This window comes from Rhizobium brockwellii, from assembly GCF_000769405.2.
Lineage (GTDB): Bacteria > Pseudomonadota > Alphaproteobacteria > Rhizobiales > Rhizobiaceae > Rhizobium > Rhizobium brockwellii.
Genome location: NZ_CP053439.1, coordinates 2,981,854 through 3,001,993 on the forward strand (window position 1 = coordinate 2,981,854; position 20,140 = coordinate 3,001,993).

General features: G+C 62.2%; 20 protein-coding genes and 4 pseudogenes. 8 read left to right on the plus strand and 16 right to left on the minus strand.

From position 1 onward, the window contains the following. Nucleotides 1-31: 31 nt before the first annotated feature. The 3 genes from RLCC275e_RS14920 to RLCC275e_RS14930 form a co-directional block, all read right to left on the minus strand. Nucleotides 32-961, minus strand: coding sequence for an ABC transporter ATP-binding protein (locus tag RLCC275e_RS14920; protein WP_033180672.1), 930 nt, complete (start codon nucleotides 959-961; stop codon nucleotides 32-34). Nucleotides 962-1,040: 79 nt separating this feature from the next. Next, nucleotides 1,041-1,193, minus strand: coding sequence for a hypothetical protein (locus RLCC275e_RS14925; RefSeq protein WP_165419074.1), 153 nt, complete (start codon nucleotides 1,191-1,193; stop codon nucleotides 1,041-1,043). Nucleotides 1,194-1,235: 42 nt separating this feature from the next. Next, a complete protein-coding gene (locus RLCC275e_RS14930; RefSeq protein ID WP_033180272.1) occupies nucleotides 1,236-1,898 on the minus strand; it encodes a CBS domain-containing protein in 663 nt (220 codons plus the stop codon). Between the two features lie 244 nt (nucleotides 1,899-2,142). Here RLCC275e_RS14930 and RLCC275e_RS14935 point away from each other — a divergent pair, with 244 nt between their 5' ends. Beyond that, on the plus strand, nucleotides 2,143-3,195 hold the full coding sequence (locus tag RLCC275e_RS14935; RefSeq protein ID WP_033180271.1) for a type III polyketide synthase: 1,053 nt from the start codon (nucleotides 2,143-2,145) through the stop codon (nucleotides 3,193-3,195). Nucleotides 3,196-3,241: 46 nt separating this feature from the next. Here the strand turns inward: RLCC275e_RS14935 and RLCC275e_RS34850 are convergent. The 4 genes and pseudogenes from RLCC275e_RS34850 to RLCC275e_RS14950 all read right to left on the minus strand — a co-directional run. Further along, nucleotides 3,242-3,344 (minus strand): annotated as a pseudogene (locus tag RLCC275e_RS34850) (phosphoketolase family protein); the annotation flags it as partial. A 69-nt stretch (nucleotides 3,345-3,413) separates the two neighbouring features. Then, nucleotides 3,414-4,587, minus strand: a pseudogene (locus RLCC275e_RS14940) (acetate/propionate family kinase). Next, nucleotides 4,580-4,933 (minus strand): hypothetical protein, encoded by a 354-nt coding sequence (locus RLCC275e_RS14945; RefSeq protein ID WP_033180270.1) that lies wholly within the window; start codon nucleotides 4,931-4,933, stop codon nucleotides 4,580-4,582. Before RLCC275e_RS14945 ends, RLCC275e_RS14940 begins: the two are co-directional and overlap by 8 nt. Beyond that, nucleotides 4,914-6,548, minus strand: a complete 1,635-nt coding sequence (locus tag RLCC275e_RS14950) for an MBL fold metallo-hydrolase (RefSeq protein ID WP_033180269.1) — start codon at nucleotides 6,546-6,548, stop codon at nucleotides 4,914-4,916. The genes RLCC275e_RS14945 and RLCC275e_RS14950 overlap by 20 nt, the downstream gene beginning before the upstream one ends. Nucleotides 6,549-6,703: 155 nt before the next feature. Between RLCC275e_RS14950 and RLCC275e_RS14955 the strand changes: the two are divergent. Next, nucleotides 6,704-6,859: pseudogene (locus RLCC275e_RS14955) on the plus strand (BON domain-containing protein); the annotation flags it as partial. Nucleotides 6,860-6,994: 135 nt separating this feature from the next. On the opposite strand, the gene RLCC275e_RS14960 reads toward RLCC275e_RS14955, so the two are convergent. Further along, a complete protein-coding gene (locus RLCC275e_RS14960) occupies nucleotides 6,995-7,504 on the minus strand; it encodes an Hsp20/alpha crystallin family protein (protein ID WP_033180267.1) in 510 nt (169 codons plus the stop codon). A gap of 239 nt (nucleotides 7,505-7,743) precedes the next feature. On the opposite strand from RLCC275e_RS14960, the gene RLCC275e_RS14965 reads away from it, so the two are divergent. Further along, entirely contained in the window at nucleotides 7,744-8,154 is a 411-nt protein-coding gene (locus RLCC275e_RS14965) for a hypothetical protein (protein WP_231286916.1), read from the plus strand. Here RLCC275e_RS14965 and RLCC275e_RS14970 read toward each other — a convergent pair. Then, on the minus strand, nucleotides 8,117-8,860 hold the full coding sequence (locus RLCC275e_RS14970) for a response regulator (RefSeq protein WP_033180266.1): 744 nt from the start codon (nucleotides 8,858-8,860) through the stop codon (nucleotides 8,117-8,119). The two genes, RLCC275e_RS14965 and RLCC275e_RS14970, sit on opposite strands and share 38 nt — an antisense overlap. 122 nt (nucleotides 8,861-8,982) lie before the next feature. On the opposite strand from RLCC275e_RS14970, the gene RLCC275e_RS14975 reads away from it, so the two are divergent. Both RLCC275e_RS14975 and RLCC275e_RS14980 read left to right on the plus strand, forming a co-directional pair. Beyond that, the gene (locus RLCC275e_RS14975; RefSeq protein ID WP_033180265.1) at nucleotides 8,983-9,717 is read left to right on the plus strand and encodes a helix-turn-helix domain-containing protein; all 735 of its coding nucleotides are present in this window, start codon (nucleotides 8,983-8,985) and stop codon (nucleotides 9,715-9,717) included. Beyond that, nucleotides 9,695-11,614: a hybrid sensor histidine kinase/response regulator gene (locus tag RLCC275e_RS14980; protein ID WP_033180264.1), complete on the plus strand. Its 1,920-nt coding sequence runs from the start codon at nucleotides 9,695-9,697 to the stop codon at nucleotides 11,612-11,614. Before RLCC275e_RS14975 ends, RLCC275e_RS14980 begins: the two co-directional genes overlap by 23 nt. A gap of 342 nt (nucleotides 11,615-11,956) precedes the next feature. On the opposite strand, the gene RLCC275e_RS14985 is transcribed toward RLCC275e_RS14980, so the two are convergent. The 3 genes from RLCC275e_RS14985 to RLCC275e_RS14995 all read right to left on the minus strand — a co-directional run bounded on the left by RLCC275e_RS14985 (nucleotide 11,957) and on the right by RLCC275e_RS14995 (nucleotide 15,171). Continuing rightward, the gene (locus RLCC275e_RS14985) at nucleotides 11,957-12,604 is read right to left on the minus strand and encodes a BON domain-containing protein (protein WP_130707810.1); all 648 of its coding nucleotides are present in this window, start codon (nucleotides 12,602-12,604) and stop codon (nucleotides 11,957-11,959) included. A 124-nt stretch (nucleotides 12,605-12,728) separates the two neighbouring features. After that, complete coding sequence (locus tag RLCC275e_RS14990) at nucleotides 12,729-14,084, minus strand: trypsin-like peptidase domain-containing protein (RefSeq protein ID WP_033180263.1); 1,356 nt, start codon at nucleotides 14,082-14,084, stop codon at nucleotides 12,729-12,731. 103 nt (nucleotides 14,085-14,187) lie between these two features. Next, nucleotides 14,188-15,171 (minus strand): zinc-dependent alcohol dehydrogenase family protein, encoded by a 984-nt coding sequence (locus tag RLCC275e_RS14995; protein WP_033180262.1) that lies wholly within the window; start codon nucleotides 15,169-15,171, stop codon nucleotides 14,188-14,190. Nucleotides 15,172-15,335: 164 nt separating this feature from the next. Here RLCC275e_RS14995 and RLCC275e_RS15000 point away from each other — a divergent pair, with 164 nt between their 5' ends. Next, entirely contained in the window at nucleotides 15,336-15,635 is a 300-nt protein-coding gene (locus tag RLCC275e_RS15000) for a hypothetical protein (RefSeq protein WP_033180261.1), read from the plus strand. 1 nt (nucleotide 15,636) lies between these two features. Continuing rightward, nucleotides 15,637-16,047, plus strand: a complete 411-nt coding sequence (locus RLCC275e_RS15005) for a universal stress protein (RefSeq protein ID WP_033180260.1) — start codon at nucleotides 15,637-15,639, stop codon at nucleotides 16,045-16,047. Nucleotides 16,048-16,057: 10 nt separating this feature from the next. Here RLCC275e_RS15005 and RLCC275e_RS15010 read toward each other — a convergent pair whose 3' ends face one another. Both RLCC275e_RS15010 and RLCC275e_RS15015 read right to left on the minus strand, forming a co-directional pair. After that, complete coding sequence (locus RLCC275e_RS15010; RefSeq protein WP_033180259.1) at nucleotides 16,058-16,429, minus strand: hypothetical protein; 372 nt, start codon at nucleotides 16,427-16,429, stop codon at nucleotides 16,058-16,060. Nucleotides 16,430-16,475: 46 nt separating this feature from the next. After that, on the minus strand, nucleotides 16,476-16,934 hold the full coding sequence (locus RLCC275e_RS15015; protein ID WP_033180258.1) for a pyridoxamine 5'-phosphate oxidase family protein: 459 nt from the start codon (nucleotides 16,932-16,934) through the stop codon (nucleotides 16,476-16,478). Between the two features lie 129 nt (nucleotides 16,935-17,063). Here RLCC275e_RS15015 and RLCC275e_RS15020 point away from each other — a divergent pair, with 129 nt between their 5' ends. Beyond that, a complete protein-coding gene (locus tag RLCC275e_RS15020; RefSeq protein WP_033180257.1) occupies nucleotides 17,064-17,885 on the plus strand; it encodes a universal stress protein in 822 nt (273 codons plus the stop codon). Here the strand turns inward: RLCC275e_RS15020 and RLCC275e_RS34675 are convergent. Then, a pseudogene (locus tag RLCC275e_RS34675) lies at nucleotides 17,882-19,745 on the minus strand (heavy metal translocating P-type ATPase). The gene RLCC275e_RS15020 and the pseudogene RLCC275e_RS34675 overlap by 4 nt on opposite strands. A gap of 28 nt (nucleotides 19,746-19,773) precedes the next feature. After that, nucleotides 19,774-20,097 (minus strand): TraR/DksA family transcriptional regulator, encoded by a 324-nt coding sequence (locus RLCC275e_RS15030; protein ID WP_033180256.1) that lies wholly within the window; start codon nucleotides 20,095-20,097, stop codon nucleotides 19,774-19,776. Nucleotides 20,098-20,140 lie beyond the last annotated feature (43 nt).

The following is a 20,140-nucleotide window of genomic DNA, read 5'->3' on the forward strand; positions in this document are numbered from 1 at the left end:
CGGCGCGGGAGCGCGGAGTCTCAAAATGCACTCATATTTCGTGGTTGCCAGCGCCATCGAACTTCGCGGCGTCCCTGATTAGCCGGAACTTCACCTGGGTCACCCTGAGGTCACGATACCAGTCCACGATCGCCCCCCAAGGGTCGACGATCTTCGCCAGTCCCGAGACGAAGGCGACCACGGTGCCTATCTCGGTCTTGCCGGTGACAACATAATATCCCCCCAGGACGAAAATGCCGACATAGCCCAGTTGCGCCATGAGATTCATGAGAAAGTTCATGGCGTACTTGTAGCGGTAGATCTCCATGTTGGCGGCGAAGATCGCTCCGATGCGCGAAGTCTGAGGATCCTCATCCTGGCCACCTTCGATCGCATGCACCATGCCTTCGCTGACGTCGCGCATGATGGCGACCTTCGCCTCGACCCGGCGGTTGATCGCGGCCTGCAACATTGGGACGAACGCAATCTGCGGGGCGAAGGTCGCTGCGACGGCCAGCATCATCAGCGGCTGGAGATAGATCAGATAACTGCCGACGGTGACAAGGATGCCGATCTGCAGCAGCGGCTCGGAGATGCTGGTCCCAACGAAACCGCCCACCGGTTCTGCTTCCGCAAGGACGATCGACAGCTCGACGCCTTCGAGCATGGATTCTGATGGCGGCGTCTCGGCCCGATGCAGAACACGCGCCCGCAGCCAGAGCGTGCCCTTCTCGCCCACCCAGCTTCTGTAGAGATTGAGGGCGAATTTTATCGCGCCCTCCAACACTGCCACCGCGAGATAGAGGGATACGAGGAAAAGAAGCGACCCGTATGACGCTTGCTGGGTCGCCTCATTGACGATCCGGCGCTGGAGTTCGAGAGGCGCCGCGCCTATGATAAACAGAACCAGGGACAGCCCGGCGATCAACGCCTGATGACGCCTTCCCATCAGCCAGATGAAACCGAACAGTTGGGAGGGCATCGAATCCGCCGCGCTTCCGGTCTTTTGCGAGACGCGGCCGGGCAATTCAATCCTGGAGGGCCAAATGTTCATCGCGCACTCACGGGTCAGAGAGAGAACGCTCGACGCGCCCGCTTCGAGAGTCGTCGGATGGTTTCACCAGCAGGACGTCCACGACCGTCCCGACCATGAGGATCAGGATGACGAGGAGAAGCCTCGACATGACGGCGTCTGCGATGACCCTGACAAACATGACGGAAACTCCAGGGACGATTTCATCGTTTGAGGGGGCTCATCATGCGGAAGCCAGGGTGATCTTGTTCACCACGCCGCCGACGCCGCGGACGCTTTCCGCCGCCACCCTGGCCGCTGAGCGCTCCAGCTCCGTCTCGACCTCTCCCCTCAGGGTGACCACCCCGTTGGAGACGGTCGCATTGACCATGGGGGGCGTTATTTCGAGCTCGGCTTCCAGGCGGCTACGAACGGCGGTCCATAGGGCCTCGTCGCCGGAAGCGGTGCACTGTCGTGGAACATCGAGAAGCGCTCGCATCAAGTCGCGACGGCTGATCATTCCGGCGAGCCTGCCGTTCTCGACGACAGGCAGGTGTTTGATGTCGTGGGCCTGCAGGAGTTCCGCGAGCTGGCTCGCGGTGGCGGTCGGGGCGGCGCTGATGACAGGCGTCGACATCACGTCCTTGACGCGCCAGCTTCGCGCCTTCACATAGTCCGCCAGTGCATCTTCGCGGTCGCGCGTATGCGGTACCGCCCGTCTCGCCCAAGACGACGCCACCCGGCGCAGCAGGTCTCCCTCGGTGACGATGCCCGTGAGCCGCCTTTCGCCATCGACGACGGGCACCGCGCCGATCTTGCTGGCGTTGACGATCTCGACGGCTTCCCTGACGTTGTGTCCCTCGTCGAGCGTCGTCACGGGGGTCGTCATGATGTCTCTAGCAAGCATCGCGCTGTCTCCTTGTTGGTCGGACAATTACGGAGCCAACACACGTTGAGCGCATTGACGTGGATCAAGCCCGACACGAAGCCGCGGGAGGCCGTCTTCGCGCGTCGTCGTCTCCGGAGCCTTCCGACGAAGTGCGGCATCAGGCTCGCCGGCATTGCAACCTTTTGCAGGATCAACACGTTATGGTTCGGTTTCGTCCTCGCGCTGCACACCAAAGTCTTTCCGCGCCGTCGCAAGGAGTCTTATGCAGCATTCCGTCAAGCTGGTATCCGTCGGTACAGCAGTTCCGCCACATGTCATCGATCAGGGTGACGCGGCGCGAGCGTCGCACACCGCGTTCTCATCGCGATTTGGCGATTTCGAAAAGCTGGCAAGGGTGTTTGAAACCTCGGGGATTCGACGCCGCTATGGCGTCCGGCCGATCGAGTGGTATCTCGAGACGTCGGGATGGCCCGAACGAAACCTCGCTCATATCGAGGGAGCGGGTGCGATGTTCATGTCCGCCGCCTGCAAGGCTCTGGCGTCGGCGGGCCTTACAGCAGTCGACGTCGACACGATCGTAACGGTCTCCTCGACTGGTATTGCGACACCTAGTCTGGAAGCGAGAGTAAGCAGAGATCTGGGTTTCCGGGACGACGTCGAACGGGTGCCCGTCTTCGGCCTCGGCTGTGCCGGCGGAGTCTCCGGGCTTTCAATCGCGTCACGGCTGGCGGCATCCCGGCCAGGCTCCGTCGTGCTGGTAGTCGCGGTCGAGACCTGCACATTGGCATTTCGCATGGACAAGCTTACGAAGGCGAACATCGTGGCGACCGCCCTCTTCGGCGACGGGGCCGCCGCCTGCGTAGTCCGAGCCAGCGAGGCCGGTCTGGCCGAGATCGAATTTGCAGGCCAGCATACGTGGCCCGAAACGCTGGACATCATGGGGTGGAGCGTCGATCCGGAAGGTCTAGGCGTAATCTTCGACCGTGCAATACCACCGTTCGCCGAAACTCACGTGCTGAAGGGCGTAACATCGATACTCGCCCGATCAGATCTCACTCCTGCCGACGTTGACCGGTTTGCGTGCCACCCCGGTGGATCCAAGGTCATCACCGCCTTGGAATCGGCACTTAAGCTGAGCCAGGGAACCCTCGACAAGGAACGTGAGGTTCTCTCGGATTATGGGAACATGTCGTCGCCAACCGCGCTGTTCGTACTCGAGAAGCTTCTTGCGCACGGACTACCCAGGAGAACTGTCCTGACGGCGATGGGACCGGGCTTCACGCTTAGCTGCCTCTCGTTGAGGGCTGCAGCATGATCCCCTCGATCATTGTTCTCGCCGCGGTCCCGCTGGTGCGGGTGGTGACACGGTTGAGATGGGCGTAGATGAAGTTGAGGTCCGGCGTCGTTCCCAAAGGTCCGAGAAGGGGGCTTGATTTGTTCCGGCCGAAGCGGCTCGCGCAGAAGTTAGCGGTCGATGAGTTCGTGCTCGCGAGCGGTGAGCTGAAGGCTGCTATGTTCAGACCTGTTCGATCCTTAAAGCCTGTGCCGGCTGATGACTTCGATCGCTTCTTCGGCGATGACCTGTTCCTCGTCGGTCGGAATGACAAGGGCGACGATTTCGCTTTCCCTCGTGCTGATCACGGTCGCATTCATCTTGTTCGCGGGCTCGCTCAACGAGAGACCCAGCCAGCCCAGATGGTGGGCGACGCCACTGCGTATTTCCGGTTGATGCTCGCCGACGCCGGCGGTGAAGACGACGGCGTCCACCCCGCCTAGAGAGACGGCAAGCCTTCCTATCTCGCCGGCGATCCTGAAGCAGAAGAGGTCGAGGGCTTCCCTGGACGCCGGATGAAAGTCCTCCAGCAGGACCCGGACGTCGCCGCTTTTCCCGGAGACGCCGAGCAGCCCGCAACGGTGGTAGAGGAAATCCTCGAGACGATCTGCGTCGTGACAATTGTTGCGCAAAAGGTGGACGACAGCGCCGGGATCGAGCGACCCCGGCCGGGTCGACATCGGAATCCCGTCCAGCGGGGAGAAGCCCATGCTTGTGTCTATGCTCACGCCGTCGACCATTCCGCAAAGGCTCGCGCCGCTTCCAAGGTGGGCGCAGACGACACGGCCGGCGGCCAGGTCGGGATCGTGTTTCCTGAGTTCGCCGGAGACGTACTTATAGGAAAGACCGTGGAAGCCGTATCTGCGAATCCCGGCGTCGTGCAGCTCTCTTGGAATGGCGAGCCGTGCGGCAAGACTGCTCTGCGACGAATGGAATGCGGTATCGAAGGACGCTGTCTGCGGTATGTCCGGATATGCGCTCCGGACTTCGCGGATGATGGCAAGCGCAGGAGGGAGGTGCACCGGCGCAAGATGCGTCAGGTCTTCCATTCTGAGCACGACCTTGGGTTCCAGCAGAACGGGGCCATCGAAGACCTGTCCCCCCATGGACGATGCGATGGCCGGCCACCACGGGGTCGAATCCTCTGCGGACGATGCAATCAACGACCTGCGAAACCAGCCGCGCGTCGATCGCTGTCCCGGACGGAAGATCGACAGTCTCGTCCCCGTCAGAAAATCGGAAGGCGAATCTTGACTGGTCTCCGAGCGTGGCAATACCGCCTCCCAGCCGGAGTGCCCGACCGTCCTTCAGCCTGAAGACGCCGACCTTGAGGCTGGAGGAACCGGCGTTGAAAGTGACGGCAACCCTATCCATGGCCCGAAGTCCTGGAGCGTGCAGTCCCAGCCGACTTCGCAGCCACCTTCGTTGCAGCCTGCCCGGCTGCCTCCTTGCTTGCCTCTTCGAAGAACTCGCATGCGTACTCCAGGGCGGCCGTCTCGTCTTCCGGCGAAAGACCGAACGGCGCGCACTGCTCCTTCATGGCCCGCAAGACCTTCTTCTTCAACGCGGCGACCGCAAAGGCATTCTTCGAAGCGAGAACCTCCCGCAGGCAGGTTATAGCGACGACCTCGAGGACGATAAGCTTGCCTTGCACCTCCCCCTGGGTCGGTATCGCGAAGCGTTCTCCGCCGCGCTTGCAGTCACGATCCATGATTAGCATCGAAATCTCTCCTCCCTTCGACCGCCGAAACATCTTCCGGGTCCAGTGCGCGTCGAAGCCTGCGCAGCACGACCGCGCGGCCCCTCTCGTCGGCGACGGATTTCAGACGACCGGACAGGTCCAGAACGAACCGCTGATAGTCGTTGTTCCAGTCCGCCTTGCCGGGCACGACCGGCTTGATACGTGCGGGCGTCGTGTCTTCGATGAGGCGTGCACCCGCCGGTGAAAGCTCGTAGGCGTCGTCCAGCGACGGGCAGACGACCTTTGCGGAAACTTGCTTCGAGAGACGCGCGGACATCGCTTCACGAGCGCTCTCCTCTCCATGGACAAGGAAGACTGCGTTCCGGATCGGCTCCCGCTCGGCAACCCACGCATCCAGTTCGCTTGCATCCGCGTGTCCGCTGTAGGCGTCGAGCGTGGCCATCCTGGCGCAGACGTGAATCTCCTCGCCCTGGATGCGGATATCGGTCGCGCCCTCCTGCAAGATACGGCCGAGCGTCCCCGCCGCCTGGAACCCGACGAACAGCACGGTGCACTCCGGCCGCCAGAGCCAGTTCTTCAGGCGGTGGCGGATCCGCCCCGCCTCGCACATTCCACTTGCCGCGATAATGATGTGAAAGCCACGGACGAGATCGAGCGCCTTCGACTGCTCGGCCGTCTCGGTGAAGCGGACGTTCGGCGCGTTGAGCGCGCGAAGGAACGCCTTGCCGTGATCGAGGTCGGCCGCATGCTTCTTGAATGCCTCGGTCGCTCGCGACGCGAGCGGCGAGTCTATCATGATCGGGCACCGCGGCACCTGTCCTTCGTCCATGAGGGCGACGAGATCGGTCAGCACCTCCTGCGATCTCTCGACGGCGAAGGAGGGAATCAGAAGAACCCCGCCGGGGCTGTTCGAGCTCGCCACCACTTCGCGCAGTCGGTCCCGTCGATCCTTCAGAGCGTACTCTTCCCTTTCGCGGTCTCCGTATGTGCTTTCGCAGATGAGGTAATCGACCCCGGAAGGCGCCCGAGGGAGATTTTCGAACAGTTTATTGCTCGCGCCGACGTCCCCCGAGAACAAAATTCTTGTCGCCCCGTCGGCGCCGGGCGTCTCGACTTCGATCGATGCGGAACCCATCAGGTGACCAGCATTCCAGTAACGGAACCTTACGCCGCCAACGGTCTCCCGCCACTCGCCGTACTCGACCGCGATGAACTGCGGCAGCATGCTGCGGGCGTCGTCGGCGGTATAGATGGGCTCAACCGTCTCTCGCGCCCGTCTGCGATTCCTTCGGTTGAGCTGTCGGACCTCCGACTCCTGGATGTGACCCGAATCCTGCAGCATGATCGTGCAAAGGTCGATCGTTGCTGCCGTTGCAAAGATTGGCCCGCCATATCCCGCCTTCGCGAGCTTCGGAAGCAGGCCCGAGTGGTCGATGTGCGCATGTGTGAGCAGCACTGCGTCGACTTTCTCGGGATTGAATGGGAGCGGCTTGTAGTTCAGTTCCTTTTCCGATTTGGACCCTTGAAACATCCCGCAATCAACGAGAATGCGCCCCCCGGCCGTCTCGAGCAGGAAGCACGATCCGGTCACCGAGCCCGCGGCGCCGTGGAAGTGAAGGATCGGATTGGCCATGACAGCTCCTATGTGTTGTCGGGCACTTTAAGGCACCCCGGACGACCGCACGTTGACGAAGGTCAAAGACATGTTCGGTGCTCGCCTGACGTTCGGTCGATTGGGAAGATGCAGGTCGTCGCCGGTTCAATTGACCGAGCGCAACGCCGGAAATTTTGGACGGCACATCATACCCCGCGGGGCCAACGGGCTTCGGAATCCAACAGGACATAATCGACGAGCTGGCGTTCGAACCCAGCATCGACGCCGCCCATATCGGCGTCTCGGTGGAAGATGGCATTGCGACCCTCTCCGGTCATGTGTCGACCTGGACGGCCTGGTCTGTTCCAGGCGTTGCGACCGTCGAGAACCACATCTGCATCAACTGAAAAAGAGGGAGGGGTCGCCCCCTCCCTCTCTCCGCGCCCACCGTACGCCACCCCCTCGGCGCAGCGGAGGGTTGACCGTCAAGCCGCCTTGACCGTGATCTTCTTGTCGTTCTTCTGCCGCTCGGGCGTCTTAGGCAGCGTTACCTTGAGAACGCCGTTGGAGAACTTCGCCTCGATCTTCTCGCTGTCCACGCCGCGCGGCAATTCCAGGCTTCGGTGGAACGATCCGTAGCGCCGTTCGGAAAGGTAATAGTCGTTTTCCTTTTCCTCCTTGGCCTCGTTCTTCTCGCCCTTGATGGTGAGCACACCGTCGGCGAGCGTGACGTCAAGATCCTTGGCGTCGACGCCCGGAAGCTCGGCGGACAGCTCGAAGGCTATGTCGGATTCAACGAGATCGACGGCGAGCATGCCGCGCGAGAACGCGGCCGGCATCCTGCTGAAGGCCCGGTCGAAAATCGACGGACTGCCGAAGTCGTTGAACACGCGGTCGATCTCGGATCGGAGGCTGTCGAGGGTCCACCAGCGGTCGGCAGGCGCCGCCGGCCTTGCTTCGGTCTTAACGGAAAGTTTCGTTGCAGAGTCTGCCATTGTCATTCTCCTTCTCTCAAGAATGCCGTCGTTCACAGGCGGCGACGCGCACATAGAACAGTCCATCGCGTTCTCAGTCTTTGATCACCGTCAAATCACCCTGGCTTTTGTCATTCGAGTTTCCCCGAACTGGCGATTGACCTGGGACAAGGCCCCAACTGCCGGACCATGCGAACATTTCCTCTCTATCGAGGAGGAAAGCAGTCATGACATCGGGATATTGCGTCCGCCTGCTCCACTTGGACGATGCGCTGATCGCCTACAGCCTGATTCAGGTGGCGGCTCCGTGCTTTTCTGCCGACGATTGGGCGCAAGTGGTGGCGAACGCCGATCGGTGGACGCTCGTCTCGTTAAAGGATCCGGCAGGCTATGTGCGGGGGCTGGCCGCCTACCGGATCGGCGCGCATCCGATCGCCGGACGATTGATGGACGTTCCGATCTTCGCGGTGGCGAGCGTCATTGACGACATGACCATCACGGACCTCCTGTTCACCTCGCTTCGAAGGCGATCGGCGGGATGCGACTACATGCGGTTCTGGGCGCAGTTTCCAGGTGATTTCTCAGAGATGGAAAGCGAAGACCGATTTCGTCGGTGGGATCATGGCCTGATGTTCAGGATCGACCGGAAGCCGTCTCCGGCCTTGCTGTGAAGAGATATCCGACGCCACGAACAGACTTGATCAGGCTTGGATTTGCCGCATCCGTCTCTATCTTGCGCCGCAGCCTGACGATCAGTGCGTCGATGGTGCGGTCGAAGCCGTCGCGGCCACGCTTGTGCGTCAAGTCCATCAGCATGTCACGCGTCATGACACGCCCTGCATGGGTGGCGAATACATGCAGCATGTCGAACTCCCCCGTAGACATCGCCACTTCGTCCCCGGCCGGGTTCGTCACCGCTCTCCGTTCCGCGTCAAGCCGCCATCCAGCGAAAAAGAGCACGCCTGCTTCCGGGGGTGCGGCTTCGTTGGAAACTGTGCGTCTGCGCAGGACCGTCCTCACGCGGGCGAGCACCTCCCGGAGATGGAATGGCTTGCCAATGTAGTCGTCCGCGCCGACCTCCAGACCGACGACGCGGTCCATGACATCGTCGCGGCCGGACAGCATGATGATGGGAACGTCCGACCCTGAACGGATTTCCCTTGCGAGCTGGAGCCCGTCGCAGTCTCCCGGCATGACGACGTCAAGCAGAACGGCGTCGAATTTCGCCCCCGCCATTCTGGCGCGCATCTGTGAGCTGCTGCCTGCCACGTCGACGTCGAATCCCTCCTCGCCGAGATATTGCGCGAGCATTCTTTGGATCCGGACATCGTCGTCCACGACAAGTATGCGGGTCCGTCTGACAGTTCCGCTCGTCATTCCAGCATTCTTCGCTTGTTACGGATTGTTACACAATCGCACCAAGTCTTACGCTTCTCGCATTCCGGTGTCATCAGCGTTCGGTCAAATCCAGGCCACGCAACGGCAGATGGAGCCACGACATGCAAGCGGTATCAAACATCCATTCACTCGAACGGCCATTGTCGCATGGAATGATCGACTTCGCCCCGCTGTTCATGCGCCAGACCGTCGAGACTGCCCAGTCGGGAACCACGATCTTCTTTGAGGGCGACGCCGCCCGGCACGTGTTTCGCATCGTCCGCGGGAACGTCCGCATATGCCGGTTCCTTCCCGACGGCCGCCGCCTCATCATCGGTTTTCTTGGTGCAGGCGACCTGGTCGGACTATCATTTCGCAACCGCTACATGTTTGCAGGCGAGGCTATCGACGAGGTTGCCTTCACCCGGATGAACAAGCGGACGCTGGAAGAGGAACTGCAACTCGTGCCTGATTTCCGGCTTCAGCTCCTGTCGCAACTTCGCGACGAAATCTCCGCAGCGCAGGACCACATGCTCCTGCTGTCGCACAAGAACGCCGAGCAACGCGTCTGCACCTTCCTTCTTCATCGGCTGGAACGGAGCGAGGGACGGGACGGCCGAACGATTAGTCTGCCGATGGTCCGTGCCGACATCGCCGACCATCTCGGCCTGACGATAGAGACCGTGTCGAGGACGCTTACCAAGCTGGTCGCCAAGGGCATACTATTGCCTGCGGACAAGCATCAGTTCAAGGTTGCGAGCCGGTTGGCACTGGCCCGCACCGCCGACGAAGACCCGGACGACGTGTTCGAGGACGTAGACGCAGGAGCACGCTGTGGTGGAACACGCTACCAGTGAGACAGACCTGGACCGGATCGTACGCATGTTCGACGGCGCCAACCTGATCGTCCACGGCTTCGACGGCGTCATCCAGCGCTGGACCTCCGGCTGCGAGCAGCTCTACGGATGGTCCGCGGCGGAAGCCGTCGGAAAGGTCGTCCACGATCTCTTGGAAACGCAGTTGCCGGCGGGCATCGACGAGCTTCGCGCGGAAGTTCGTGCCAACGGCTTCTGGACGGGACAGGTGTCGCACCGGCGAAAGGACGGGGGGCGGCTGGCGATCGTGACACGTTGGACGGTTCTGGATCTTGGCAACCCGCACACGCTCATCGTCCAGTCGAACAACGACGTGACCTTCATGCAGCAGGTCGAGGACGAGCTGCGGGAGCGGCAGGCACACCTCCAGTCCATCCTAGCTACGGTCCCCGACGCAATGATCGTGATAGACGACAAGGGTTGCATCGCCTCGTTCAGCACCGCGGCGGAAAAGCTCTTCGGTTACTCCGCGCACGAGGCGATCGGGCAGAACGTCTCGATGCTGATGCCGTCTCCGGACAGGGAGGCGCACGACGGATATCTGGATTCATACATTCAGACCGGACGCCGCCGGATCATCGGGTACGGGCGCGTGGTCGTCGGCCTCAGGAAGAACGGGACCACCTTTCCGATGGAGCTCTCGGTCGGCGAGGCGGTCGCCGGCGGCAAGCGGACGTTCACGGGCTTCGTCAGGGATCTGACGAGCCGCCACCGCATTGAAGCCGAGCTGCGGCAGTCACAGAAAATGGAGGCGGTCGGACAGTTGACCGGAGGGCTCGCGCACGATTTCAACAATCTGCTCGCCGTCGTCAGCGGAAATCTCGAAATGCTGGAGGCCCGTCTTGCCGAGCCGGGGCAGTTGTCCCTGCTGCGAGAGGCGCAGTCCGCGGCCGACGACGGCGCCAGACTGACCTCGCAGCTTCTGGCGTTCGGAAGGCGACAAGCTCTCGCACCGACGGTGCTGGACGTCGGCGCCCTGCTTGGAGAATTTTCAGACCTCGTCCAGCGAACGCTCGGCGACTCCGTCGAGCTCCGGACGATCATTCCTGGACGGCGGCTGAGCGCAATGGCAGACAAGGCGCAGCTCCAGAGCGCGCTTCTCAACCTTTCGATCAACGCCAGGGACGCGATGCCTGCCGGGGGCCGTCTGACGATCGAGATATCCGGCGTCGAGATCGACGCCGACTACGTCGGGATGTACCCGGCGATCCGCCCCGGCAGATACGTCCTCATTTCGGTCACCGATACCGGCACCGGAATGACATCCGAGGTGATGGAGAGGGCTTTCGAACCGTTCTTCACCACGAAACCGACGGGCTCGGGAACGGGGCTTGGACTCAGCATGGTCTACGGTTTCGCAAAGCAATCCGCAGGGCATCTGCAGCTCTACAGCGAACCTGGCGAGGGGACGACGGTGCGCCTCTTTCTTCCACGCGCCGACGCCGGAAAGGACTCCCATCCGGACGAGCAGCAGGCCAAGGACGCCCCGTCTCACGGCACCGAAACCATCTTGGTCGTCGAAGACGACGCGAGAGTTCGCCGAGTGACGGTCAGCCGTCTGCAGACGCTTGGCTACCTCGTGATCGAAGCTACGAACGGGATCGACGCGTTGAAGGAGCTTGAGGCGGGGCATGACGTAGCGCTCCTGTTCAGTGACGTGGCTATGCCGGGAATGAACGGCGACGAACTGGCCCGGAAGGTCCGGGAGCGCTGGCCGAGGGTGAAAATTCTCCTCACATCGGGCTTTTCGGAGCCCCATGCTGCGGAGAAGGAGATCGAAGCAGGCGCCGGCTGGCTAAAGAAGCCATACACGGCGTCGGAGATGTCGACCCGCCTCAGGCTGCTGCTCGACGCGAGGCATGGTGGCGATCCTGCGTGACGGCGGGGTTCCAACTCAGAGAAGTGAGGAGGACTCCCATTCGCGCTGTCGCCATTGATATACGGAACATCGAGCTCGATATATCGGTCTTGGGGACAGATCCAGTCAACCTGGATCGGGTCTCCAGGGACAACATGCTTCTCCTGAAGCTCGCGACGGAGGCAGCGCATCGGCAGGTGCAGATTTCGTTTCGAAGGCGAGATCAACGCGGCAGTCGGACAGCGCCGAAGAGGCGCTCTGATCTTCGACCTCGGGATTGGTGGTGTATGCCAGGACGTTCGCAGCGGCGCTCTTGCTGCTGAGTGGGCGGAGCGGCTAACGTCAGCCGCTCCCAACATTCGATCACTCGACCGTCAGCCGGTCGTCGAGAGTGCTGATCCCCGGAGCGGACCATGCAGCGCGCTCTGCTGCCTGCCGTTCCGACCAGGTCTTCACCTTGCCAGATAGTGTGACGTTTCTGCCTTGGACGTCGATTCTTATGGAATCGGCCTCCAGAGCCGCGTCGCGCTGGAACGCATCCTCTATGCGTTTCTTGACGTCCACGGCCGTGATACGCGGCTTGAGCTCCACGAGGTTGGATACCCCCACAACGCCGGCGAGATCGCGCACGCCGTCGTAGGCTGCCTTCTTCTGATATTGCCACTCGACCTGGCCCCGCAGGGTGATCCATCCCTTGAGGACCCGCACCTGCACCGAATCCTTTGGCACGGAGACATTCCAGTCGAGCATTTTGACAGCCCTACGAGCGATGTCGTCGTCGTCTGTTTCCTTCGGTCCGAAAATCTGGACCTCTATGTCGGCAGCTATTCCGCGTACACCCTTGACGCGACTAGCCACCCGCTCTGCGGCTTCCTTCTCCGCGTAGGTACGCACGTGACCGGTCAGGGTTACAATCCCGCTGTGGACCGCGACGCCGATGCCAGCCGCGTCGATGCTGGGTTCGAATTCCATTTCGTCGAGAATGCTCTGTCTGAGATGAATGTCGTTCATGACAACCTCCGTCAGGTTTGCGGCGTGCCGATGGTGCCAGCGCCGCAGAATTTCGTCGTTGATCTTCATCAAGCACGAGAGCGAACTTGCGATCTCATCGGACCGAACACCGTCTGCGAGGTCGCTACTGGGTCTGGACGTCGGCGGCCACGAAGAGGCGGTGGCCGTTCCTCACGACCGTGACGAGCGCGCGGGCATGCTCCTTCACGAGAATTGCGAGCAGTTGGCCGACGTCCGTTACCGGCTGCCGGTCGACAGCGACGATAACGTCGTCTGGCTGCAGGCCGGCCTGTGCCGCGACCGAACCCTCGGCGACGACGACGACGCGCGCGCCGAGACCGTCGGGGGAGTTCGCCATCTCGACGTCGGCGAGAGGGCCACGGGAGATATGGATGGTACGAGGAGCGGCCGGTTCGGCGACCGGTGCGGCGGATACCTCAGGAAAGGCCTCTATCCTTCGGCTGGCGCGATCGATCTGGAAGGACGGCTTGGACTGCAATGGTAGCGATCCCACAAGCCTACGTACGTCGGACGCGCCACGCACCGTCCTTCCGTCGACCATTCGGACGACGTCGCCCGGCTGAATTCCTGCATTCGCAGCCGGCGAACCAGGCCGGACTTCGCTGACGAGCGCCCCCGGCCCTTCATCGACGCCGAACGCCTTTGCAAGACCGGGCGTCAGGTCCTGAGCGACAATTCCGACCTCGCCGCGTACCAGCTTGCCGGTCAGGATGAGCTGCCGCATCACGATACCGACAGTCTCGGCGGGCACTGCAAAACCAATGCCGATGCTTCCGCCGGCGGGGCCGATGATCGCGCTGTTGATCCCGACGACGACGCCGTCCTCGTTTACAAGTGCGCCGCCCGAGTTGCCGGGATTTGTCGATGCATCCGTCTGAATGAATCCTTCGTACCCCTCCGATTCAACGGCGCGGCGTCCAAGCGCGCTGACGATGCCCATCGTGGCGGTCTGGCCCAGGCCGAAGGGATTCCCGATCGCCACGACGACGTCGCCGACATGGAGCGAGGACGCGCTTCCAAAATCGGCCTGAACAAGATGATCGGGTGGAATTTGAACGACGGCGACATCCGTCTCGGGATCAGCGCCGACGAGTTTCGCTTTGAAGCGTCGGCCATCGGAGAGCGCCACCTCGATTTTCGAGGCGCTTGCTATGACATGTTGGTTGGTGACGATGTAGCCGAGGACCTCGTCGATGACGACACCCGAGCCGGCCGATTGGAAGCCGTGCTCTGCCGGCGCGGCGTCGTCAGGTAGTCCGAAAAACTTTCTGTAGAAGGGATCGGCGAGCGTCGCATCCGCGTCGTCGAGTTCCTTGCCCTGCACCGAGATGCTGACGACGCTCGGCACGACACGCTGGAGCATGGGCGCGAGCGACAGGCTGTTTGCAACGGCCGGAGCCGACAACAGGCTCTCACCTGCGATGAAGAGCGCCCCCAGGGCTAGCAACGAACGCGACATCTCTGTTCTCCTCCTGCGCCGCCGGCTGTCGACGGACGTTTGACGGAGAAGCTTCCGTTTTGACCGAACGATCCGCATTGATCCTCGTCAACGAGGATGGCGGCTATGGCACGATGATGGCTGCGCCGTTGATGCGGCCCGCCCGCAGGTCGTCGAGAGCCTCGTTTGCATGTTCAAGCGCGTAGACGCTGGTGACGCATTTGATCTCGGCCGCCTTCGCGATGGAGAAGAATTCCGCCCCGTCGCTCCGCGTCAGGTTCGCCACCGAGACGACCCCCCGCTCACCCCAGAGCAGACGGTAGGGCATGCTCGGGATGTCTGACATGTGGATGCCGCCGCAGACCACCGTTCCGCCCTTCCGCACTACGTCGAGCGCCATCGGCACGAGCTCGCCAGCCGGCGCGAAGATGATGGCGGCGTCGAGCGGCACCGGCGGCCTCTCACCGGAGAACCCGGCCCAGACGGCGCCAAGATCAAGCGCGAACTTCCGGCCGGCCTCGTCTCCAGGACGCACGAACGCACAGACGCTCTGGCCCCGATGCTTGCACACCTGCACGAGGATGTGGGCGGCCGCGCCGAACCCATAGATGCCGATCGTCCGCCCCTCGCCCGCCATCTTCAAGGATCGCCACCCGATGAGGCCAGCGCAGAGAAGAGGTGCGGTCGCCACCGGGTCCGTATCGTCAGGCAGTTCGAACGCGTAGCCCGCCTCGACAACCGCATGCGTCGCGAAGCCGCCGTCGATGGTGTACCCAGTGAAGCCAGGCTCGTCGCACAGGTTCTCGCGACCCTCGCGGCAATATTCGCAGTGCCCGCAGGTGTGGCCCAGCCAGGGTACTCCGACTTTTCGACCGACAAGACGATCAGGGGCACCCTCGCCGGTTGCGATCACGGTTCCCACAATCTCATGCCCCGGAACGAGAGGAAGCTTTGGCTGGGAGAGGTCTCCGTCGCAGACGTGAAGGTCCGTCCGGCAGACGCCGCAGGCCTCCACCTTGACGACGACGTGGCCGGGCGAAGCTGGCGGGTCCGGCCGCTCCACGAGACGGAGCCGCCGCCCCACCTGTTCGAGTACCATCGCCCTCACGCTTCCCTCCACCGGCATGTGCCACGCTCTAATCGTATCACGACCTTCGCGACCTTGGCTTGATCCCGGTCAAACATCCGGATTGATGCTCGTCAAAGACGGAGCGCCTTGGAGCAGATAGGCTTCTGGACACAGCGCCACGACCTCATCCAAAGGAGACGGACATGCGCGAACAAGAAAAGACCCGCAAGGCAGCAACCGACATAGCCACGACCATTCCTCCAGTCGAGCGAACGTCCGCAGACCTTGTTCTCGAACGTCGGGACGAGGATCGCTGGGAGGTGACGGCGGCCACGCCGCGAGGCCAGGCGTGGGCGAGAGACCATTTCTGCTGCGCGCTCCGGCAATCCTTCACTGGCACCATGTGTCTCGACATCATGAGCGCCGATCGGCTTCTCAAGGAAGCGCATGACGATGGACTGACCACCGAGTTCGTCAGCCTGTCTGGAAAGGACATATACTGACATGTTCGCCACAGTCGTCTGCGCCATCGGCCGAGGATCCCGGCAACGCATGCTCCAGCTCGTCGAAACGGCCCGCGCGCAGCTCGCGCCCAACGGAAGCCTCCACCTCATTCACGCGGTGGAGGGCCTGCCCTCGTCGGCATCGCCGGACGATTGGGCGGTCGAGGTGATGGCCGCTGCCGAGACCAGACTTTCGGAAGCCCTGCGGTCGACCGGCACTCCTGCTTCGATACACGTCCGGGCGGGCAACCCGTCGCAGCTCATCGTCGCCATCGCGAAGGAGATCGCCGCCGATCTCGTCTTGATCGCCTCTCACCGGGACGACGTGCTCGACCGGGTCTTCGGCTCAGTCGTGGACCATGTCGTGCAGCGCGCACCATGCTCCGTACTCGTCTTGCGAACGACCCGGTGAGCCGCGCGCTTCAAACAACCGTCTTCGCTTCAGCCTCCCTGACCTGACCGGCGGCGGCGTCTCGATACAGTTCGGCGGCCTGCGACAACGTTCGTGACCCGGCCTCGCACAGCCGCGCCACCTCCCTGGGATACTCCTCTAGCTCGCTCTCAACGTAGTCCGAAAGGACCTCGACAGCATCACTGTTGTCAATACTACAGACAAGTCGAGCCAGGAAATCGAAGTATCGGAGCCCCCGTCGCGCGGCGGACGCCGTCAAATCCGTGGTGACCCTCACCGACGCGGCGCAGATCTCGTCTTGAAACAGGAACCCCGTGCGAACAATGGGCGCGAGGTTGGCGTTCAGCGTGGCGCTGCGATGCAGGCTGGGGGGATATGGCATGTGGTGCTCCTTTTGTGGGATGTGGTCTCGGCTCGAGCTTCGGCGTTCACTCCGTTCTGACTGCGCTCCGTCCCGACACGGCCGTGACGGCAATGCCGTAGAAGACGTGAGGAGAACCATCGAGCATTGGGACCTCGTGGGGCTTCATGGAGCCGATCTCCCACCAGTCCGAATACTTTTGGAGAAGCGACCACGCATGGAGCCTTTCGCTTCGTCGCGCGTCGCTGTCCGGAAACTCCTCGAACCGACCGTCGACGACGACGCTTTTCCAACCGCCGGCGGCAGGACGCTGCTCGACGTGAAGGCAGACCTTGTCGTTCCCCCGCATCCAGTCGAGCTTCTTGCCAGGCATGGTGAAGCTATAGGCAACGCCGCTGGAGAAGGCGAAGTAGATTGCCGCCACGTAGGGCTGGCCATCCTTGCAGCATGCGAGATGACCGAAGCGCTCGTTCTCAAGGATCCGGTAACACTCACCGGGGTTGATCTCCGTCAGCTTGATCGTCATGACCGTGTTCTCCAGCTTTAGTGAAGGCACGATCATAAGAGCATCGTTGCGCCGCGGCCTTGACAAAGCGCAATGCAAACTCTCTCTGCGGCATGCATCATGACGGCTGTTTAACCTCAGGAGGCCAGCATGAAGCCGCAGTTCCATCTTCCTTTGTCGACCTATCCCGACGCGAGTTCCTTCGCCATAATCGACAATGCTATTGGCCTCGCTAGGCAGAATGACGCCCATCTCGTCGCCAGTATCCCGCAAGTCCGGATCCCCCAGGTCCATCCGCCCTTTCCCACCGTTATCGATGTCGAGACATGGCGAGGACAAGCAGAGCGGTATAGCCGGGACAGCGGGACTTCGCTGCGGGAACACGTCGCCGACGCTATTTCGGAAACTGGCTTCGAGGTGCGAATCCACGGATTCGAGGTCAGGGAACCGTTCGTCTATGAACGCTTTTCTGAAATTGCCAAGTGCTACGACCTTTCCATCGTCGAAGCCTCCGAGCTCTCCCGACAACTCCCCGAAACGCTGCTATTCGGAAGCGGCCGTCCGCTCGTGCTATTTCCAGCCACCAGCGACTACTCTCGTGTGGACACGATCGCCGTCGCCTGGGACGGCAGCGCCACCGCAGCGCGCGCCCTTTCCTGCGCACGGGTCTTCATCGAACGCGCGATCAAGGTGCAGGTCATCTCGATCACCGACGACAAGGACATCGACGAGGCGAACCGCGCCCTCCTGATCTCTTCTTTGAAGCATTCGGGACTCGACGTGGATGACGTATCGATCCAGGCATTCGGCGAGACCGCGACGGCCGCCATTCAATCGGCCGCGCTGGAACGAAAAGCAGACCTATTGGTCGCGGGCGGATTTGGCCATTCGCGGCTTCGTGAATTCATCCTCGGCGGCGTCACTCGGGAACTGCTCGTCAAGGCAGAACTGCCGGTGCTTCTCGCCCATTAGAGGGCGCGAAGGGCGTTGAGAATGACCGCCACGTCGATGGCCTCCTGAAGCAATGCGCCGCCGACTGGCGGAAGGTATCCCGCTCCTGCGAACCCCATCGCGAGGAGCGAGAGACCTATGCCGGCATAGATGCTTTGAAGCGCGATCTTGCGCGAACGACGCGCAATGCCGATCGCCGTCGCTATCTTGGTGAGGTCGTCCCGGACGAGCACGATATCTGCGGCCTCCGCGGCCGCCGCAAGGTTCTCGACGCCTACCGCGATTCCTACATCGGCTGCTGCCAGCGCTGGCGCGTCGTTCACGCCGTCGCCGACCATCAGCACTTTCCCGTGGACGCGTTCCTTTTCGATGACTGCGACTTTGTCCGCGGGAGCGAGCCTCGCCGCGACGTCGTCCAAACCCAGAGAGCGAGCTATGGCTGTCGCTATAGCCAACTCGTCACCAGAAGCCAGGACTACTCGAGAGATTCCTGCCGCCCGGAGCTGGGTGACGAGTTGGACAGCGTCTTCGCGAAGCCGGTCTTCGAGCGTGATCGTGCCAGCCGGCGTGCCGTCAAACAGTACCTTGACACGCATTGCGCTGCCTGACCCGTTAGGCCCGGACGGCGGCGCCTCTCCGAAATAGGCGTCTCCTCCGACGCCGACGCGCACCCCCCCCGACGATTCCGGAGATTCCGGATCCCGCGGTCTCGGTCACCTCCGATGGGCGGCTCAGTACTAACCCACGTCTATGTGCCTCGTCCACCAGCGCGCGTCCGACCACATGGCCCGATGCCTGGTCCAGCGAGGCGGCCAGCCGCAGGATCCTGTCCGGATGCTCCGGGCCCTCTATTACACCGACTTCCGGCTGTCCCGCAGTGAGCGTCCCCGTCTTGTCGAACACCGCTACTGTGACCTGTGCGAGGGCCTCGAGAGGTCCCGCGCCCTTCACCAGAACGCCCTCCTTGGCGGCTTTTGAAGTGCCGGCTGCAAGTGCGACGGGTACCGCCAGGATCAACGGACAGGGCGTGGCGACGACAAGCACGGCCACGATCCGTGACATGTCTCCGGACATGAATGCAGAGACTCCTGCGACCGCGATCGTGGCGACCAGGAACCAGACCGAGAAGCGGTCGGCCAGGCGCATCAGCTTCGCCTTGGAACGTCTCGATGCTTCTACGAGCCTGACTATTCCGGCATAGGTGCTGTCCTCGGCGCGGCTTAGAACGCGGATTTCGATCGCATCGCCCTCGTTCGTGGCGCCGCTCGAAATGTTGCCACCCCTGACGATTCGCACCGGGAAAGGCTCTCCGGTCAGCACCGCCTGGTCGATCGTCGCGACTTCGCCGACGAGCGCCCCGTCGGCCGGTACGACGTCGCCCTTGCGTATCAGGAGCACGTCGTCGACCGCGATCTTCTCGATCGGAATTTCTTGGAAACCGGTTCCGTCAAGCCGCATGGCCGTCCGCGGAACTTGCGCCAGCAAAGCCGACATGCCCTCGTCGGCGCGACGATGTGCGTATGCCTCCAGAAACTGACCGCCGGAATACATGAGACCGACGATCGCTCCGGCGAGATATTCGCCAAACCATAAGGAGAACCCCATGGCCAGGGCCGCGATCAGGTCCAGACCGTATTCCTCTTTCTGCAGCTTCTTGGCGATTTCAACGCAAAGAGACAGCAGACTCAGGCTGGTGCAGCCCGCCAGGATTAACCGATATCCAGGGCCGTGACCCGCGAGATAGAAGGCGAATGCGGCCGCAAGCGCAAGCAGCGACGACAGCACCAGAAGGCCCGACCGGGAGCCTCCTTCCCTCAGTCGCGACAGCCCGCCCTCAGGACACGTCCACCTACCAGCCCACCAAGCCGCCGCTGTAGCCACCTCTCACCCTCCCATCAATCCAGAAGCCTCAGCGGAACGATTTTGCGCAATCGATGCAGAACGGCGTATAGGGAACCGCCGCGAGCCGCTCCTTGCCGATCGGATGGTGGCATTTGACGCATCGCCCGTATGTGCCGTCGTTCAGCCGGTCGATCGCCGCGTCGATGGCCCCGATCTGGTCGCGCCCCTCGGCTTGCATCTCGCGAAGAACCTCATCGTTTTCAACCTGGGTCGCGCGCTCCTCGCTGTCCTTCTCTAGCGCGACGCAGAGATCCGCATCGATCGCTCCGAGACGACGGACAAGGTCATCCTTCATCGTCTGCAGGACGGTCTGTACTGAGCTTTTATTCATTTTAGTGCCTTCCAATCTTGCCTGATCAATGCGGGTCCACACG

Coding starts and splice junctions, on each gene's coding strand:
- RLCC275e_RS14920 (WP_033180672.1), bottom strand. CDS start 961: ATGCCCTCCCAACTGTTCGGTTTCATCTGGCTGATGGGAAGGCGTCAT.
- RLCC275e_RS14925 (WP_165419074.1), bottom strand. CDS start 1,193: ATGTTTGTCAGGGTCATCGCAGACGCCGTCATGTCGAGGCTTCTCCTC.
- RLCC275e_RS14930 (WP_033180272.1), bottom strand. CDS start 1,898: ATGCTTGCTAGAGACATCATGACGACCCCCGTGACGACGCTCGACGAG.
- RLCC275e_RS14935 (WP_033180271.1), top strand. CDS start 2,143: ATGCAGCATTCCGTCAAGCTGGTATCCGTCGGTACAGCAGTTCCGCCA.
- RLCC275e_RS14945 (WP_033180270.1), bottom strand. CDS start 4,933: ATGCTAATCATGGATCGTGACTGCAAGCGCGGCGGAGAACGCTTCGCG.
- RLCC275e_RS14950 (WP_033180269.1), bottom strand. CDS start 6,548: ATGGCCAATCCGATCCTTCACTTCCACGGCGCCGCGGGCTCGGTGACC.
- RLCC275e_RS14960 (WP_033180267.1), bottom strand. CDS start 7,504: ATGGCAGACTCTGCAACGAAACTTTCCGTTAAGACCGAAGCAAGGCCG.
- RLCC275e_RS14970 (WP_033180266.1), bottom strand. CDS start 8,860: ATGACGAGCGGAACTGTCAGACGGACCCGCATACTTGTCGTGGACGAC.
- RLCC275e_RS14975 (WP_033180265.1), top strand. CDS start 8,983: ATGCAAGCGGTATCAAACATCCATTCACTCGAACGGCCATTGTCGCAT.
- RLCC275e_RS14985 (WP_130707810.1), bottom strand. CDS start 12,604: ATGAACGACATTCATCTCAGACAGAGCATTCTCGACGAAATGGAATTC.
- RLCC275e_RS14990 (WP_033180263.1), bottom strand. CDS start 14,084: ATGTCGCGTTCGTTGCTAGCCCTGGGGGCGCTCTTCATCGCAGGTGAG.
- RLCC275e_RS15000 (WP_033180261.1), top strand. CDS start 15,336: ATGCGCGAACAAGAAAAGACCCGCAAGGCAGCAACCGACATAGCCACG.
- RLCC275e_RS15005 (WP_033180260.1), top strand. CDS start 15,637: ATGTTCGCCACAGTCGTCTGCGCCATCGGCCGAGGATCCCGGCAACGC.
- RLCC275e_RS15010 (WP_033180259.1), bottom strand. CDS start 16,429: ATGCCATATCCCCCCAGCCTGCATCGCAGCGCCACGCTGAACGCCAAC.
- RLCC275e_RS15015 (WP_033180258.1), bottom strand. CDS start 16,934: ATGACGATCAAGCTGACGGAGATCAACCCCGGTGAGTGTTACCGGATC.
- RLCC275e_RS15020 (WP_033180257.1), top strand. CDS start 17,064: ATGAAGCCGCAGTTCCATCTTCCTTTGTCGACCTATCCCGACGCGAGT.
- RLCC275e_RS15030 (WP_033180256.1), bottom strand. CDS start 20,097: ATGAATAAAAGCTCAGTACAGACCGTCCTGCAGACGATGAAGGATGAC.